The sequence below is a fragment of the Secundilactobacillus muriivasis genome, assembly GCF_054785195.1.
Map to the genome: position 1 here is coordinate 1 of NZ_BAABMI010000076.1, position 16,768 is coordinate 16,768.

At 46.9% G+C, this 16,768-nt stretch carries 14 protein-coding genes and 1 pseudogene; 12 read left to right on the top strand and 3 right to left on the bottom strand.

What is annotated here, in order from left to right:
* Positions 1-208: 208 nt before the first annotated feature.
* The 4 genes from ACYVR3_RS14815 to ACYVR3_RS14830 all read left to right on the top strand — a co-directional run bounded on the left by ACYVR3_RS14815 (position 209) and on the right by ACYVR3_RS14830 (position 4,478).
* Positions 209-1,030, top strand: coding sequence for a DUF975 family protein (locus ACYVR3_RS14815; protein WP_461244849.1), 822 nt, complete (start codon positions 209-211; stop codon positions 1,028-1,030).
* Between the two features lie 226 nt (positions 1,031-1,256).
* A complete protein-coding gene (locus ACYVR3_RS14820; protein WP_461244850.1) occupies positions 1,257-2,477 on the top strand; it encodes an MFS transporter in 1,221 nt (406 codons plus the stop codon).
* A gap of 250 nt (positions 2,478-2,727) precedes the next feature.
* Positions 2,728-3,234 (top strand): TetR/AcrR family transcriptional regulator, encoded by a 507-nt coding sequence (locus ACYVR3_RS14825; RefSeq protein ID WP_162260894.1) that lies wholly within the window; start codon positions 2,728-2,730, stop codon positions 3,232-3,234.
* A 131-nt stretch (positions 3,235-3,365) separates the two neighbouring features.
* Positions 3,366-4,478 carry a VanZ family protein gene (locus ACYVR3_RS14830; RefSeq protein WP_461244851.1) on the top strand — a complete coding sequence of 371 codons (1,113 nt, stop codon included), beginning with the start codon at positions 3,366-3,368 and terminating at the stop codon, positions 4,476-4,478.
* A gap of 188 nt (positions 4,479-4,666) precedes the next feature.
* Here ACYVR3_RS14830 and ACYVR3_RS14835 read toward each other — a convergent pair whose 3' ends face one another.
* A complete protein-coding gene (locus ACYVR3_RS14835; protein ID WP_461244852.1) occupies positions 4,667-5,308 on the bottom strand; it encodes an SDR family oxidoreductase in 642 nt (213 codons plus the stop codon).
* 269 nt (positions 5,309-5,577) lie between these two features.
* Here ACYVR3_RS14835 and fabI point away from each other — a divergent pair, with 269 nt between their 5' ends.
* From fabI to ACYVR3_RS14855, 4 genes are all read left to right on the top strand, one after another.
* Positions 5,578-6,336 (top strand): enoyl-ACP reductase FabI, encoded by a 759-nt coding sequence (fabI, locus tag ACYVR3_RS14840; protein ID WP_054737144.1) that lies wholly within the window; start codon positions 5,578-5,580, stop codon positions 6,334-6,336.
* Between the two features lie 492 nt (positions 6,337-6,828).
* Positions 6,829-7,860 (top strand): ABC transporter permease, encoded by a 1,032-nt coding sequence (locus tag ACYVR3_RS14845; protein WP_461244853.1) that lies wholly within the window; start codon positions 6,829-6,831, stop codon positions 7,858-7,860.
* Positions 7,860-8,534, top strand: coding sequence for an ABC transporter ATP-binding protein (locus ACYVR3_RS14850; RefSeq protein ID WP_461244854.1), 675 nt, complete (start codon positions 7,860-7,862; stop codon positions 8,532-8,534). The genes ACYVR3_RS14845 and ACYVR3_RS14850 overlap by 1 nt, the downstream gene beginning before the upstream one ends.
* 366 nt (positions 8,535-8,900) lie before the next feature.
* Positions 8,901-9,755, top strand: a complete 855-nt coding sequence (locus ACYVR3_RS14855) for an SPFH domain-containing protein (protein WP_461244855.1) — start codon at positions 8,901-8,903, stop codon at positions 9,753-9,755.
* 574 nt (positions 9,756-10,329) lie between these two features.
* On the opposite strand, the gene ACYVR3_RS14860 is transcribed toward ACYVR3_RS14855, so the two are convergent.
* On the bottom strand, positions 10,330-11,178 hold the full coding sequence (locus ACYVR3_RS14860; RefSeq protein ID WP_461244856.1) for an aldo/keto reductase: 849 nt from the start codon (positions 11,176-11,178) through the stop codon (positions 10,330-10,332).
* Between the two features lie 77 nt (positions 11,179-11,255).
* Entirely contained in the window at positions 11,256-11,708 is a 453-nt protein-coding gene (locus ACYVR3_RS14865; protein ID WP_461244857.1) for an NUDIX domain-containing protein, read from the bottom strand.
* Positions 11,709-11,986: 278 nt separating this feature from the next.
* Here ACYVR3_RS14865 and ACYVR3_RS14870 point away from each other — a divergent pair.
* From ACYVR3_RS14870 to ACYVR3_RS14885, 4 genes and pseudogenes are all read left to right on the top strand, one after another.
* Positions 11,987-13,374 (top strand): annotated as a pseudogene (locus ACYVR3_RS14870) (APC family permease).
* A 68-nt stretch (positions 13,375-13,442) separates the two neighbouring features.
* Positions 13,443-14,780, top strand: a complete 1,338-nt coding sequence (locus tag ACYVR3_RS14875) for an aspartate aminotransferase family protein (RefSeq protein ID WP_461244858.1) — start codon at positions 13,443-13,445, stop codon at positions 14,778-14,780.
* A 430-nt stretch (positions 14,781-15,210) separates the two neighbouring features.
* Positions 15,211-15,453: a hypothetical protein gene (locus ACYVR3_RS14880; RefSeq protein ID WP_054736919.1), complete on the top strand. Its 243-nt coding sequence runs from the start codon at positions 15,211-15,213 to the stop codon at positions 15,451-15,453.
* Between the two features lie 29 nt (positions 15,454-15,482).
* The coding region (locus tag ACYVR3_RS14885) for a glycoside-pentoside-hexuronide (GPH):cation symporter (RefSeq protein ID WP_461244859.1) at positions 15,483-16,768 on the top strand (1,286 nt) is incomplete at its 3' end.

Sequence of the window (16,768 nt, forward strand, 5' to 3'; positions counted from 1 at the left end):
TTCATGCGGCTTTGGCGAGCGAAGCGACGACAAACAGCCAACACCCAAAGCGCACCCAACACTTACGCTGGACACAAGCGGCAGTATTGTAACGGATAGTGGCTTCGGAGGTGCCCAGCATTGACAGTGACTAGACGCTACCGATATACTGAAATCAGATAAGTCACAGCCAAGGGGCGTTAAGGTCACGGCTGTAGGGGAGGTCCAGATGATGGATGCGACAACGAGACGAAGAACAATCAAGGCGGAGGCAAAGCAGTTACTTAATCGGAATTTTAAATTTTATTTAGTGCTATTCTTACCAATTTTTATTTTACAATTAGTGACGTTTGGCTCTAACTTTGCGGATGGGGTTTTAAATTCTAACTTTGAGCAGAGTAATTTGGCTTGGATCATTAGTATCGTGTTAAGCCTGTTAATGGTGGGGGTCAGCTTTGTGCTGATCGACCTTGAACGGGGCGTCACCGAGCTTAAGGAACCCGTTAGTAAATCATTCACGATTTTTAATAGCTGGGATTACTTCATCGGCACACTTGCGCTGACCATTTTAATTGGCATTATGACGATGCTGTGGTCGTTTTTACTGATCGTTCCAGGAATCATTAAAGGTTATTCGTATTCACAGGCGATTTACATTTACCGGGATTACCTTGATCAGGGTCAAAAAATTGGCTTTATGGAAGCCATTACGTTAAGTCGAGAAATGATGGATGGTCACAAATGGGAGATGTTTGTGCTGCAGTTGAGCTTTATTGGCTGGGCGCTACTATGTATCCTGATTTTGCCGATCCTTGGGGTAGAACCTTACTACCAACAAACCATGGCGAACTTCTACGTTAAGTTGTCGATGGAAGCGGCTGAAGCGGACGAAGAGTCAGATTCGGAAGAACCCGTTGTGGTCACGCCGTCAACGGATGAGCAGGCACCATCAAGCGATGCTGGTTCACAGCCCTCGTCAGATGATACTGATTCACAAGCAGCAACACCAACCGACAAACCAGACGATGATGAAACACCAAAGCAAGAGTAGGCTACGTTAACTCATATAGTAGGTTTAAATGCGCTTCACGGTTATCAACTAATTGATAGCGGTGAGGCGCATTTTTTATTAATTAAGTAGCTGTCAACCGAGCCCGAACGCAATAGAATGCCGACTTTTCGGCTTTTATAGGGTATGCTTTGGTTGTATAAATTTAAGTAAACATCATTTCTATGTTATGCTTGATAGGTAACTATTTGAAAATGGAGTGTGAAAATTGAGTAATTCGAAACGCTTGCCGCAGTGGCAAAAAAATTTGTACGCCTTATGGGTGGGGAACTTTATTACTGGTGCTGGTGCTAGCATGAGCTTGCCATTCTTACCGTTGTTCATTAGTGAGATGGGGCATTTTCCAAAATGGGAACTGACCCTCTTTGCGGGGGCGGCTTTTTCGGTGACCTTCTTAAGTCAGGCCATCGTGTCACCGTTGTGGGGACGACTTGCGGATCGAACAGGCCGTAAACCCATGCTGATGCGGGCAGCGATTGGGATGACGATTACGGCAACGCTAACTGGGGCGTCGCCAAACGTCTGGATTTTGATTTTGCTTCGCCTGATTCAGGGAGCGTTTTCGGGTTACATTAATAACGCTTACGCTTTAATGGCGAGTGAAGTGCCGGTCAACAAGTCGGGCCGCACGATGGGAACGTTGACGACCGGTAACGTGAGTGGCCAGTTGATTGGCCCCATTATCGGTGGTTATATTGCCGGTATATTTGGTTACCGGATTCCGTTTTACCTGTTTGGTGGGATGATGGCAATTGCGGCGTTAACCACCTTCTTCTTCGTTAAGGAAGAGTTCACGCCAATCACAAATCAAAAACTGGCTAAACAGAGCGCCTTTGCGGGAATCAAACACGTTCGAATTGTTTGGGCGATGATTATTTCTTCGATGTTGATTCAAGCGGCGACGACCTCAATCAACCCAATTATTAGTCTATTTGTTAAGGAATTAATGCACCAACATGGCAACATTGCGATGGCCAGTGGGGTGATCGCGGCACTGCCCGGGATCGCTACCCTGTTAGCGGCACCAAAGCTAGGGGCGTTGGGCGACCAAATTGGGCCACGACGGGTCTTGATATTCGGCCTGATTTTTTGTGCCGCGATGTTTGTGCCGATGTTCTTCGTGACAACGGTGATTGCGCTTGGCGTTTTCCGATTCTTGGTCGGTATCTCGGACGCTGCGCTGTTACCCATTACGCAAACGGTGATGACGTTAGCCACGCCTTCAGAAGCTATCAGTCGAATCTTTAGCTATAACCAATCAGCCCAGGCAATTGGTTCGGTGGTTGGACCAATGCTGGCTTCAATCGTGGCTGGGGTTCTGGATTACCGCTACGTTTTCTTGATGACAACCGGGTTAGTCATCGTCAACTTAGTCGTGGTTGTTTGGGCCTATCATAAGGATTATCAGCAACCAGATCAAGCAGAATAACGATTGAGTTGCGCGTTGCTGATTTTAATCAGGTTCCAAAATATTTCTCATGAGATATTATTTATTGGGACAAGGTTATAAATCAGTTAAGTCCGTCCCATTAAGGGTTAATTACTTGAATATGACTGGGATTTTTTAGTACAATCTTTATGGGTTGTGAGACATGACATCGAAATGTGAATCGGTAATTATTAAAGGATTAGGAGAATGAGCCATGGGGAGAGCGCAAGAGCGTACGCGGCACCAAATAATGACCGCGTTTTTAGATTTATTGGAGCAAAAGTACTACGATATGATCAGTGTATCGCAGATTTCGGAGGAGAGTTTTGTTACTCGGAGTACCTTTTACCGGTACTTCAAGGATAAAACCGCGCTGTTGATGACGGTGATCGAAGATACGGTTGAAAAAACCGTGCCTGACCAACCCTTATTGACACAGTATGTGACCTACGTTGAGCAGTACTGGCCACTATTACGGCACCTCTCACCAAGTCGGCAGAGCCGAGCAGATCTGCACGACATTTTGAATCAGATTTTATGGGAAATGATTGAACGACGTGTTCAGGGGTCGAGCACGGTTGAAGATCCGGTGATCGATATGATTCGTCAGGCTAAGCATCGTAACATTATGATTAGTGCTGTTGAAGGTATCATGATGGGCATCTTGGAACGTTACGTTTCTGAAGGTGCTGAAAACATCAACGCCACTGAGCTAGAAGAAACGGTCCAAGAATTGGTTGCAAAGTTCAGCAAGTAATTTTTTCACCGCACATGACTTGCTAAGTCGACGAAACCCAATTTTGAATCACAGGTATGTTGATCATCTACCTAGTCGTTGCTAGGCAGATGATTTTTTGTGGGCTGGGGATAACAAGGAGGAGATAATTCGTGGTTTATTTGTTTGATATCAAAATGGCGATGCTGGTGTTTCCAATCGTGGCATTGTTCATGACGTTTCCGATTTTGCTGTGGCACTATCACCGGTTTGGCGCCATTTCACGGTGGTCGATTTTAATGCTCTATAGTTTGGTGTTTTACTTGATTTGCGCTTATTTTTTAATTATTTTACCGTTACCCTCACGTGCAGCGGTCGCCAAACTAACAACACCGGAGATGAACCTTCAGCCACTGATGTTTGTGCGCCAGTTTTTGGCGTACAGCCCGTTTCAGCTAACGAATCCGCATACTTGGTTAGCGGCTTTGAAGGCGCCAACGGTGATCCAGCCGGCCTTTAATGTGTTATTGACGGTACCGTTTGGATTTTATCTGCGGACGTATTTTCGCCGGTCATGGCGGTTTACGTTAGTTGCGGCGTTTTGTTTGTCATTATTCTTTGAATTGACGCAGTTGTCGGGACTCTATGGCATCTACCCACGGCCGTACCGGTTATTTGACGTGGACGATTTATTGTTAAATACCACGGGGGGCTTACTGGGCTTTGGCCTTACGCGCTTCGTGCTGCCATTACTGCCATCAAGCGACTATCTCAGCAAGCAGTTACAGGTCCGGGCTAAGCAGGTATCAACTTTCCGGCACGCGACGGCGTTTGTGGTGGACTGGTTGGTATTCTTTCTCGTTTCAAGCCTGTTAATGACCATTTTTCACTTACACGGCAATCTGTGGTCCGGCATCTCCACGTTTGTTGCGTTGGGGCTGGTGATCGTCTTACCAGAACTTCGTTGGCAACGGACGTTAGGGTTGAAGTTAGTTCGATTGAGGATTGGGACGTTACGGGCTGAAAGTGAGCGGCCGACTGCCGGTCAGTTGATGCTTCGAACGGGATTAGGCTATTCGCTGATTTGGATTCCCGCGGTTTCGAGTATCGTGATAAGTCAGGTTTCCAAAACCGGATTTGCGGCAGAAATTATTGGAATTGTCTTGGTCCTAGCGCTTGGGATTATTGGATTATTACTGGCGTTGGATCTCTTGATCGATGTATTTCGGCCGAGTCATGAGTTGTTGTTTGAAAAATTGAGCCGAACGGTGTTACGCGCTGAATAAATGATGAACGTGAAAAAGCCACTATAACCTGCTAATGGGAGGTCATAGTGGCTTTTTAGTATAATTTTGGGTACAAATCGACTGTTTAACTAGTTGTTATCGCTAGATCGCTCAGCCCAGTCAATGCGGGGAACACTGACTGGCGAGACTGGTGCGGGGAACACCAGTGAGTAATGGTATCGTTGATGTTAATAGAATGATGGGCGATCGCCATCGGTGTGAGGTTGGTTAACCCCAATCGAATGGCCGATCTCCTTGGTTGGGTCGTTGATCAGTTTGACCACGACGTCGGCGATACTGCGACGAGAAACTTCGGTCCCTTTGAAGGCATCGCCTTTTTGGGTGAATTCGTAGCTCACAATATCGTTGTTAGAAAGCCAAGCTGGCCGAATGATCGTGTAATCGAGGCCGGATGCTTCGATGACCTTAGCGGCTGCGGAATAGGTTTCAAGGTAACCACCATCCAACATTTGGTGGTTCCACTTACCGAAGTTGCCAGGCACTTCGTCGTAGATGCCAAGGGTTGAGATCCAAATCAAACGCTTAACACCGGTAGCTTTCATCGCTGCCACAACCGTTTGGGCTTGACGTTCGATATCGCGGTTACCAAGGTTAGCGTAGACGATGTCTTGGTTAGCCATTGCCTTTTCAAGTTGGGCTTGATCTAACACATCGCCATCGATGACTTGTTCACGATCAGGATTAGAGATCGTTAAACGGTTAGCGCGACGAAGGAAGAGGGTCAGTCGGTGGTCAGTTTCAACCAATAACTGAGCTTCTGCCAATTTTGCAATTTTACCATTGGCGCCTAAAACTAAAACATTTGCCATTAAATAATCACTCCTTATTAAAATTAAGTTGAGTGGTGAGTACGAGAATTAGTCGTGCTCAGGTCAGTTGAGTGGGTCACATCGAGAGGAAGTGAAGTTCAACTATTGAACACTTTTTATTATAGCCATTTCAGTTAAAATCGTAACGGACAGATTCGGTAGGGTTGTCCGCTTGGCGTGTAAAGAGTAGAATAAACTTAAACTGATTGCTGATATATCCTCAATTAGTTAATGGCATAACTTAATTTTAACTTTAAAGGAGTTTTTTTATGACTGGCATTCTAGAAGGCAAAAAAATCATTATCATGGGTGTGGCGAACAAACGTAGCTTAGCGTACGGTTGTTTTCAAGCGTTGGCGGAACAGGGTGCCCAGCTGATTTTGACCTACCAAAATGAACGGATGAAGCGTAGTATCGATAAGTTCATTCCGGAAGATGTGTTGGAAGTTGAATGTGATGTTTCGGAACCAGAAAACGTTAAAGCGGCATTTGACACCATTAAAGCAACGGTGGGTAACGTTGACGGCATCATTCACGCCATCGCTTATGCGGATCCAGAAGACTTGTCGGGGCAAACGACGGATGCTGGCTTGGAGAGCTTTGAAAAAGCGCAAGCCATCAGTGTGTACTCGTTAATTTCGGCTGCTAAATACGGCCGGGAAATGATGAACGAAGGCGGTTCAATCGTCACGTTGACCTACATGGGGTCTGAACGGGCCGTACCAAACTACAACATCATGGGGATCGCTAAAGCCGGCTTGGAATCAACTGTGCGGTACTTAGCCCGTGACTTGGCCGTTCAAAACATTCGGGTCAATGCCATCTCAGCTGGGGCAATCAAGACGTTGGCCGTTACTGGGGTTAAGGACTACAACAAACTGATTGAAATTTCTAACGAACGTGCTGTTAACGGCGAAGGGGTCACGATTCGCGAAGTCGGCGACACCGCCGCGTTCTTGCTGAGCCCATTGTCAACTGGGGTTGTTGGTGATGTGATCTATGTGGATAAAGGAACCCATTTGATGTAGATGTGAGTTGCAATTATTAGCGTTATTGGCGCTGGGGGTGACCGAGTTATCGGTTGTGCTCAGCGCTTTTTTGTAGTGTGCGGAGCGAGACGGTTTGGGAGCGTAGTGTAATGGCACTTCGGTGAAAGCGCCTGGGTCTGGCAGTTTTACCGAAGTGCCATTACATGCAGCTCTCAGTCTCGAGCAGCACCATTCGGCGTGGTGGCCAGAAAGCGCGTGGGTGACAAGTTCTTACAACTTCAGGAATCCTGGAAATCACAGTTTAAGTAGCGCCGAATTTTGTTGACTGAGAGCGCCGGTTTTCATGCGGCTTTGGCGAGCGAAGCGATGACAAACAGCCGACACCCAAATCGCACCCAACCCTTACGCTGGACACAAGCGTAAGTCCGCTAAATTTGCTCTAGACATCCTCAAACATCGTGCTATACTTATTTATCAAGTGATAAATAAAAATTGGAGTGATCAAGTTTGTATTTGGCATACAAGGAATTAATGCATTCGAAAGCACGATACCTACTGATGATTTTGGTCATCTTTTTGGTGTCGTACCTGATATATTTTTTAAGCGGGTTGGCGTTTGGGTTAGCGCACAATAACCGTTCGGCAGTGGATCAGTGGCATGCACAGAGCGTGGTTGTCAGCAAGTTTGCTAATAAAAACTTAACGGCGTCGCAATTGACGCAAGCAACGTTACCGAAATCGCTACAGACAAGTGACACTCGGCAACCAGTTAGTGAATCGATGGGCGTTAGTGAAGCGCACAAAGTGAAAACGGACGTGACCGTCATGGGCATCCACTTTAACGGTTTCTTAGCACCAACTTTAATTAAGGGCCATCAAGCAAAATCGGCGCATCAAATCGTGGTTGATGAAAGTTTGCTAACCGGTAAACTACGTATGGGTGACAGCATTACCCTGAACGGTAGCGAAACGAAGTACCAAATCGTTGGTGTGACGCAAAATAACCGGTTTAGTACCTTACCCGTGGTCTTCATGCCGCTTCATAGTTATCAGCAGTTTAAGCAAAGCCCCGGATTAGTAAATGCGATTGTCATCAAGGACAAGCAACACATCAAATCAAGCGACAAGTTCCAACAGCTCTCAACGAAAACCTTTATTCAAAACTTACCGGGTTACAGCGCAGAAGTTAGTACCTTTGCGCTCATGATCGGGGCATTGTTTGTGATCATTGCGTTCATTATCGGTATTTTTATGTACATTATGACGATTGAAAAGACGCCGTTGTATGGCGTGATGCGTGCACAAGGTATTTCAAGTCGCCAATTAGTTGGTCAATTGATGGGCCAATCATTCTTACTGGGAGTCGTTGGCATCGGGTTAGGGTTGATTGCTAATTTGGCAACAACGGCCGTTTTACCGTCAAGCATGCCGTACTACGCAAGCGGTTGGTTAACGACCGGTTTTTCAGCCGGCTTGCTGGTGATGGTACTATTAGGGGCGGCAGTTTCAATTGTCCGGATTATTCGGATTGATCCACTTGATGCGATTGGAGGACGAGCATAATGGCATTGATGACGTTAAAGCAGGTAACGAAAGTGTTTGGCAAAGGGCAACAGGCGATTGAAGCGCTACACCCGACGGACCTTGAAGTTCAACCAGGGGAATTGATTGCCTTGACCGGCCCTTCTGGTTCTGGCAAATCGACTCTGTTGACGATGATGGGCGCACTTCAATCGCCAACCAGTGGCCAAATTTTGTTGGGTGATCGCGATATTGCGACTCTCTCGGAAAAACAGCGTTCCCAAATTCGGTTTCAACAGTTTGGCTTTATTTTACAGGGGTCAAATTTGATTCCATTTTTGACGGTTCAAGAACAGTTAAAATTAGTCGATAAGTTAACGAAAACGATGCAACTTGAGCGCCAGCAACAGTTACTCACAACGTTGGGTATTTGGGACCAACGAACCCACTATCCCAATGAGCTCTCCGGTGGCCAACGCCAGCGAGTAGCGATTGCGCGGGCTTTTTACCACCAACCACAATTGATTTTTGCGGACGAACCGACTGCTAGTTTGGATGCTAAGCGGGCGGTTCAGGTGGTCCAAGCCATGGCACAGATGGCTCATGATAACCAACAAGCCATCATTATGATTACCCATGATGATCGTTTACTGCAGTACTGTGACCGGACGTTGTGGCTAGTTGATGGGACCCTTCAAACTGAAAAAGCACAATGACGGTCCGATAGTTATCAGACGGGTCACTGTGCCTGCGGTGTGATTAAATCAGCTAGAAAAACCATGCCGTTTAAATCCAGCGTTAGCTATAACAATTGGTCAGCATGATGTTGATGTGGCTGACAATCAACTTGTTAGTCGCATCGTGGCGGATCAACCTCACTGTGAACCACTATGGTGAGGGAGTCGCTGCGTGTAAAGCTAAAGGGTAGGGGGAGCAGGTCGCCATAGTTGGGTTCACCTGTGATTATAATGATTTTTTAACTGATGCAAAGAATTTCGACTCCAAATCATGTGGTTATTTTCACATTGGTTCTGAACTGACGTATAATGAAGCCAAATACGTGTGAGGGGACGGATAAGCTCATGACTGAAAAATCGATATTTCACGTGAACGGGTATCTGGGATTAATTATTGCCATCCTATTATTTGCGTTGGGTGGTTGGTGTTTATGGCTTCGAACAACGGTGGGAATCGTACTTGGTGTGATTATTATTGTACTGACGTTGATTGGAAGTAGCTCGTTGACGATTATTGCGCCTAATGAAGCCAAAGTGCTGACCTTCTTCGGCCAGTACGTGGGTACGATTCGCTCGGCTGGTTTGTTTATGACACTCCCGTTGAGCAACAAAGCAACGGTTTCATTGCGGGTGCGGAACTTCAATATTAGTTTATTGAAGGTGAACGACTTGCGTGGGAATCCCGTTGAGATTGCGGCGGTGATCGTGTTTCGAGTCGTTGATACCAGTAAGGCGTTGTTTGAAGTTGATGATTACGAGCAGTTCGTTGAGATTCAAAGTGAGTCAGCAATTCGGCACGTGGCTTCGGAGTTTCCGTACGATGCGTTCGATGAATCTGAGACGTTGACGTTACGGAGCAATCCAACGGAGGTGTCGAACAAGTTAACGGCGGAACTGCAGTCGCGCTTAAACATTGCGGGGGTTGAAGTCATTGAAACCAGACTGACCCACCTAGCCTACGCAACCGAAATTGCGAGTGCAATGTTGCAGCGCCAGCAATCAGCAGCGATTTTATCCGCTCGAAAAATTATCGTCGAAGGGGCGGTATCCATTACGGAAGACGCCCTAGCAAAGTTAGAAAAGGATACCAAACTAGAACTGTCAGATGACCGGAAGTTACAGTTGATCAATAACGTGATGGTTACCATCATATCGGAGCGTGGCACGCAACCGGTGATTGGGACGGGGAAAGTGGAGTAGAGTGCGAAACGAAGCGTTTAAAGAGTGGAGTACAAGCGACCCCCAGTCATACTGCCCGGTTTTGGGGCAGTGTGACTGGGGGTCGCTTGTATGCAACTCTTTGCTTCGTTTTGCACGTTTCGGCGTGGCAGCCTAAAGGCACTAAAGCTGACACTTTCTCAGAATAATAAGAACCCCAGAACAAGTCAGTAAACACTCAGCCGAAACAAACGCTGCCAAGTTATCGAAAATCACAGTTAAGAACTGATTCGAAATTGTATCAGCGGGTGCCGTTGTATGCAACTCTTTGCCTTTTTTCGCACGTTTCGGCGTGGCAGCCTAAAGGCACTAAAGCTGACATTTCCTCAGAATAATAAGAACCCCAGAACAAATCAGCAAACCTCAGCCGAAACAAACGCTGCTAAGTTAGCACAAGTAATCGTTAAAAATTGTCTCGTAATGAGATCAGTGGCGTGTTGCATTTCACGCGCGGTTTAGATACCTAAAACATCCTCGCCAATCACCAAACACCAAAAAAATCGACCACTCAACTCGAGTAGTCGATTTTTCAATATCACAAACGAAATAACCCACATCACAAAACATCCAACGGTTCCTTCCGAGTCGGTGCCGGATAAGCCTGATCCAACAACGCCAAATCCCCAGTCGTTAAATGAATCTCACCAGCAGCAACGTTAGCCGCCATGTGTTCGGGATCACTGGTTTGCGGAATCGCTAGAATTTGTGACCGGTGAATCGCCCAAGCTAACAGAATTTGGTAGGGGGTCACATCGTGTTGACGTGCAACTGTTAAAACAGCCTCGTTCGTAGTCAGGTTGGCGCCGAGTTGGTCGCCGTTGCTGACGGGACTGTAGGCAATTAACGGCACGTGGTGTTGGGTCTGCCAGTCCAGTAAACTGTACTCGATACCACGGCTGCCGAGATTATAAAGGTCTTCATTTGCGGCAGCTTTCACGCCATTCGGCAGGCGCCATAGTTCCTGCATGTCATCTAAGTCAAAGTTCGAAACGCCCCAGGATTTAATTTTACCGGTGGTCGTTAGTCGCTGAAGTTCATCAACGGTTTCCGAAAGTGGAATGCCACCGCGCCAATGATATAAGTAGAGGTCAACATAGTCGGTGCCTAAGCGCTTCAAGCTGGCGTCTAAGTGCGCTTCCATTTGCGCTTGAGACGCGTTGTTTGGCAGGACTTTTGAAATTAAGAAAAGCTGATCGCGGTCGTAAGGCGCAATCGCTTCACCAACAAGGGATTCAGAACGGCCATTGCCGTACATTTCAGCGGTGTCGATGACGGTGGCACCGGCGTTGAGGCCAGTTTGAATTGCCTTGATTTCAGCCGCTTTAGTTGCAACGTCATCACCCATATGCCAGGTGCCGATACCAATCGCGGGCACGGTGCGGTTCGCAAGCGTAACAGTTTTCATAAAAGTGTCCTTTCTTACTACAATTTAGCCTCAGTGTAGGTTAACCAGGCCGTCAAATGCAAGCAAGAACCCTTCAGTTACTCGTACCAAGTGGTCGTCTCAACCAAAATTTTGCGGGTAAAGTCGGTTAGTTGATGGGGCAGATCAGCTGGTAAGAAGAAGGCGACCCGGTCCGTTTCACCAGGTTGAGGGGTCAGTTGCTGTTGAGTGGTTTGAGCTGTGTAGACCGCAATCACGGCATCGATTTGATCACCGTTTGGGTATGTGAACTGCATCCCGGGACCGCTGAGTAGTCCAGTTAGGGCTGGGGTGGTAATCGTAACCCCGGTTTCTTCTTGAACTTCACGAATTGCAGTATTTACTAGGGATTCATTCAATTCTTTAGAACCAGCGGGGAGACCCCAAAGGTGCGTATCTGTGCGGTGAATCAAAAGTAGGGCGTGTTGCGGATTATAGACGAGAGTCGCGGCACCGGTTGAAATCAGGGGCTGGTGGCCAACATCGCGACGTAAATCAAGTAGGTAACTCATGGGACACCTCCAAAATGCATAGGTTATCCAATCGGCGAAACTCGAGATTACCCGAATCGGGCCAATTTAAAGTAGATAATGAGGACTTTGGTTCAAATCTGAGAAAATTAAAGTCAAAGTACCCACTAAAATAACCACAAGATAGGATTTATCTACGGGTAACTATTGCATAAAATTAAAATAATTGTTAAAATATACTCATTTATCTCTCATAGTATTTTTTAGCAGCTTTAGTGATCACTACATAGTATCACGCATACCACACAGGAGGAATTTTAATGAGCTTTTTCAGTAATTTTACGCGAAAAGAAGATCCCGCCGTGTACCAGGACAAGGATTCACACCTTGCCCGCGTACTTGAAGTAAAGGATTTCCTAGCGTTAGGGGTTGGGACCATCGTGTCCACCTCGATCTTTACGTTACCTGGGGTTGTAGCCGCACAACATGCTGGTCCAGCCGTTGCCCTGTCATTCTTAGTGGCAGCCATCGTGGCTGGGTTAGTGGCCTTTGCCTACGCAGAAATGTCTGCAGCCATGCCATTTGCCGGTTCTGCCTATTCGTGGATCAACGTTATCTTTGGTGAAGGGTTCGGCTGGATCGCTGGCTGGGCACTGTTAGCCGAGTACTTTATCGCCGTGGCCTTCGTTGGCTCAGGGCTGTCCGCTAACTTCCGGGGACTAGTTGCGCCGCTGGGCATCAAGTTCCCGAACGCATTGGCCAATCCACTTGGCACTGACGGCGGGATCATCGATATTACGTCAGTCGTTGTCATCTTGCTGGTGGCCTTCCTATTATCACGAGGCGTTTCGAGTGCCGCTCGAGTTGAAAACATCCTCGTGGTCTTGAAGGTTTTGGCCGTTTTGATGTTCATCGTTGTTGGCGCCACTGCCATTCATGCACAAAACTACGTGCCATTTATTCCGGCACACCACGTTAACCCAGATGGCACTCAATTTGGAGGCTGGCAAGGGATCTACGCTGGGGTTTCAATGATTTTCCTATCTTACATTGGGTTTGATTCGATCGCCGCTAACTCTGCTGAAGCTAAGAATCCACAAAAGACCATGCCTCGAGGTATTCTGGGGTCATTGGTCATTGCCGTGGTATTGTTCGTTGCCGTTGCGCTCGTTCTTGTTGGGATGTTCCACTACAGCGATTACGCCAACAACGCCGAACCCGTTGGCTGGGCACTGCGTCACAGTGGTCACGAAATTGTTGCCACCGTTGTGCAGGCCATTGCCGTTATCGGGATGTTTACTCATTCGGTCGTGATGGCATGTTGCCAAAATGGTTGGGTAAGTTGAACAAGGATAACCTGCCAAACCACGCCTTAGCAACGATCACCATCGTTGGGGTCGTGATTGGGTCACTCTTCCCATTTGCCTTCCTCTCACAACTGATTTCAGCCGGAACGTTGATTGCCTTCATGTTTGTTTCATTGGGCATTTACCGCTTACGGCCTCGTGAAGGAAAGGATATTCCAGATCCAGCCTTTAAGATGCCACTTTACCCAGTGTTGCCATTTATTGGGTTCTTGGGCGCCTTGGCCGTCTTCTGGGGACTAGACGTTGATGCGAAGATCTACGCACTCGTTTGGTTCATCGTTGGGATCATCGTGTACTTCTGTTACGGGATGCGCCATTCGTATTTGAACAAAAAAGACTAATTAACTAGACAAGAGCCTCAAAATTACGCGTTAATTTTGGGGTTTTTGTGAACACGGAGGGACTTATTATGGGTAAAAACGAGCAGTTATTGCATGACGAAGCGCCAGCCTTCTCATCGGCTTCGCGGGTCAAATACTATAATATCGTCATTGAATCTGGTAAAGGGGCCATCGTCACGGATGCTGACGGTAACGACTACATTGACTTATTAGCCAGTGCATCGGCCACCAATACCGGCCACGCGCACCCTCACGTGGTCAAGGCCATTCAGGATCAAGCGGCTAAGCTGATTCAATACACACCAGCTTACTTTGCGAACGCCACCGCTGCCAAATTAGCACCACGCTTAGCGGCCTTAGCGCCAATCAGTGGCCCAGTTGCCTTATCATGGGGGAACTCAGGCTCCGATGCTAACGATGCCATCATTAAGTTTGCGCGGGCCTACACGGGCCGTCAGTATATTGTCAGCTTCACTGGTGCTTACCACGGCTCAACCTATGGCTCAATCAGCGCTTCTGCGGTGAGTTTGAACATGCGTCGTAAGATTGGCCCAATGTTGCCTGGAATGGTTAAAGTGCCATTTCCTGACCCTTGGAAGCGCCTGCCTAACGAAAGTGAAGACGACTTTGTGGACCGGATGTTTGCGGCCTTCAAGTTGCCGTTTGAAACTTACGTACCTGCTGAAGAAGTGGCAGCTGTTTTGATTGAACCGATTCAAGGGGATGGTGGCATCGTTAAAACGCCAACCAAGTACATGCAAAAGGTTTACGATTACGCCCACGAACACGGGATGTTGTTTGCCGTTGATGAAGTCAACCAAGGACTTGGCCGGACTGGTAAGTGGTGGTCAATTGAGCACTTTGGCTTGGAACCAGATTTGATGTCAGTTGGGAAATCGATTGCGTCTGGCTTACCACTCAGTGCGGTTATTGGCCGTCAGGATATCTTGAATTCGCTCGGTTCGCCAGCCAACGTCTTTACAACGGCTGGGAACCCCGTCACAACCGCTGCCGCGATGGCAACGTTGGACGTGATCGAAGACGAACACTTAGTTGAACGGAGCGCCAAACTTGGCGAACGCGCCAAGACCTTCTTTGAAGCTGAAAAACAAAAATACCCGTTCATCGGCGACGTACGGATGTACGGCTTGAACGGTGGGATTAACATTGTTGACCCTGAAACTGGTGCTGATGACGTGGATGCCACGACGAAGCTGATTTACCGGGTCTTTGAACTGGGGGCGTTGATTATTAGTCTCCGGGGCAACGTGCTTCGTTTCCAGCCACCGTTGGTCATTACGGATGAACAGCTTGATAAAGCGTTCGAAATTCTTGATCAAGCCTTTAGTGATCTTGCAGCGGGTAAGCTTTCATTACCTGATAATGCGGATGAAATGGGCTGGTAGGTTTTAGTTAACTATAATGAATTGAAAATAGCGTGCTGATCTGAATGATCGGCGCGCTATTTTTTGGTCGCACGGTATTGATGGCCACAACTGAGTTGCAGAAAAAAAGGTTGATTTAACGATAAAATTTACCGAATATTAGGAAAATAAAGCGTTTTTTTGTTGATAAATGGCCACTTTTTAGAAGTTTAACTAAAAAGTCTAGTAAAAGTTTATTGAAGTAAGCGTTTACAATTTTAGAAAAAGTGTGCTAGAATAGAGCCATGTTATCAAGATAGACCTTGGCAATCGAAAAATTAATGGCTGATACCGTTAAATGTAAGGGGATACATTTACGTATTTGAACTTATTTTTAGTAAATTTTTCACAAACTTTACGATGACGGTTCAGCTTTAAAGTTCGGTTACCACATTAACTAGGAGGTTGTGACATGGCAGGTAAAAACGATAAGATCACGCTGAACCCTGAATCCTTTGCAGAAGCCGTCCTCGGCGGTAACCCCAAGAAGGATGAAGAATCTGATAAGGTATACATCAAGCGGCAGTTAACCCTGTACCTTGAAGCCTTATTACTAGCTCAGGATTTTAACGGATTGGAAGAAACTCAGTTCGATGTTGCTAAAGAAGAACAACGTAATAAGATTCTTCAAAAGATCATTGAACGGCGTTACTAAGAGCGAAGGATGAAGGGAGCAGTCGATTAATGAATCATACAAAGCAGTATACGTCATACGCGCTTGGGGCCTTTGGGCACGACGCGTTCTACGCAACGTTAAGTACCTACTTAATGTTGTTCATTACCAGTCAGTTGTTTGATACCTCTGACAAAGCATTTAATTCACACATGATCACCACGATTACCACGATGATGATGTTGATTCGGTTAGTTGAAATTATCTTTGATCCACTGATTGGTGGGATGGTTGATAACACTGATACTAAGTGGGGCAAGTTCAAGCCTTGGTTGATGACCGGTGCAACCATCAGTTCAATCATGCTGGTCGTTATCTTCACCAACTTTGGCGGCTTAACGACGTCTAACCCAACGATGTACTTGGTTGCCTTCGGGATCGCCTACGTCATCTTGGATATCTTCTATTCATTTAAAGATATTTCGTTCTGGTCAATGCTACCAGCACTGAGTGTTGACGAAAAGGTCCGGGCTCGGTTCGGGACTGTTGGTCGTTTAGGATCAACCATTGGTGCGCAAGCCGTTCCAATTATGATTTATCCTTTGATCGTATTCTTCTCACAAGTCTTCTCCGGTACGTCTGGTCAAACGAAGACCCACGCCGGTTGGATGGGCTTCGCCGTCGTTATCGGCTTGCTTTCCTTCTTAGGGGCTTTAGCAACCACGTTAGGGACCAAGGAAAAGAAGAGCTTGATTCGTTCAAACACCGAAAAAGTTGGTGTGGTTGACATCTTTAAAGCCCTTGGTAAGAACGACCAATTAATGTGGTTAGCCTTATCATACTTCTTGTTTGCTTTAGGTTACGTTGTGACTAACTCACTGTTAGCTTACTACTTCACCTACGTTTTAGGACGTTCAGACAAGTTTACCTTTGCCGGCTGGATCATGGCCGCTTTAGGGGTCGTTTCAGTTTCACTGTTCCCAACCATCGTGGCCAAGGTTCAACGGAAGGCCATTTACACTGGTGGGATCGTGATGATGGTCCTTGGTTACGTAATCTTCTTGTTTGCTGGTCACAGTTTAACGGCCGTCTTAATTGCCGTTGCCGTCTTCTTCTTCCCATACCCAATGATCTTCTTGGCCGCTTTGATGACCATCACCGATTCTGTGGAATATGGCCAATGGAAGAACGGGACCCGGAACGAATCTGTTACGTTGTCAGTTCGGCCATTGATTGATAAATTGGCCGGTGCCGTTGCTAACGGGGTTGTCGGTGTCGCCGCCGTCCACTCAGGGATGATCGGTAACGCCTCACCAAGTAGCATTAGTGCCTCAGAATTGATGAACTTCAAAGTTTA